Below are 884 nucleotides of genomic sequence, written 5' to 3' on the forward strand. Positions count from 1 at the left end.
GATCTCGGCCGCCGAGCGCCCCGAGTACACGCGCAGCGCCAGGTAGATCAGCCCGGAGACGATCGCCGAGTCGCTGATGGCGTGGAAGCGCAGGGTCTGCGCATTGCCTTCCGGCACGATCCAGACCATCGACTGGCAGCCGAGCAGACGGTGCTGTTCGGTCTTCCACTCTTCCGGGAAGGTCGGCAGCTTGCGGCCCAGGTCGATCAGGTACTGGTAACGCTCGGACCAGTCGCCGAAGAAGGCGAACTCCTCGGCGATGGCGGCCTGTGCCTCGGCAGCTGTGGCTTCAAGCGGGAACGGGGATGAGATGGTCATGGGGGGCTCCGGGCCGGTGTGCGCCTTCCGTGGGCTGGCCGTGATGGTTCAAAGGAAGCGYCCGGTCGTCCATGGCCGGGTCCGTGTCGTGGCAGCGCCCGGCCCTTGGCCGGGCGACGCATCAGCGCTTGCGTGCCCAGCGCACGCCCTGGGCGGTGTCCTCCAGCACGATGCCCTCGGCGGCGAGCTGGTCGCGCAGGGCATCGGCCCGGGCAAAGTCGCGCGCCTGCTTGGCTGCGCTGCGCGCGTCGATCAGGCCCTGGATGCGCGCGTCGTCGTCGGCATCGCCGGGGGCATTGCCGAACCACGCGGCCGGATCCTGCTGCAGCAGGCCCAGCGCCAAGCCGGCGCCGAGCAACGCGGTCTTCCACTGCGCCTGCTCGCCCGGGGCGGCCTTGCGGGCCTCGCCGGCGATGCGGGCCAGTTCGGCCAGCGCCTGCGGGGTGTTGAGGTCATCGTCCAGCGCTGCCTCGATCTCGGCCGGGATCACCGCCGCCGCCTGCACGTCGGCCAGGTCGCGCAGGGTGCCGTACAGACGGTCCAGCGTCCGTACGGACTGCTCGATC

At 71.0% G+C, this 884-nt stretch carries 2 protein-coding genes; both read right to left on the minus strand.

Annotated elements, in window-relative coordinates; translation table 11 throughout:
- Positions 1-318: SufE family protein (locus ACXJKH_RS21380; protein ID WP_457322385.1), on the minus strand; the 318-nt coding region annotated here is incomplete at its 3' end.
- Positions 319-439: 121 nt separating this feature from the next.
- Positions 440-884 (minus strand): DALR domain-containing protein (locus ACXJKH_RS21385; protein ID WP_457322387.1); only part of this gene is annotated, 445 nt, incomplete at its 5' end.

The sequence above is a fragment of the Stenotrophomonas sp. P5_B8 genome (assembly GCF_054049855.1).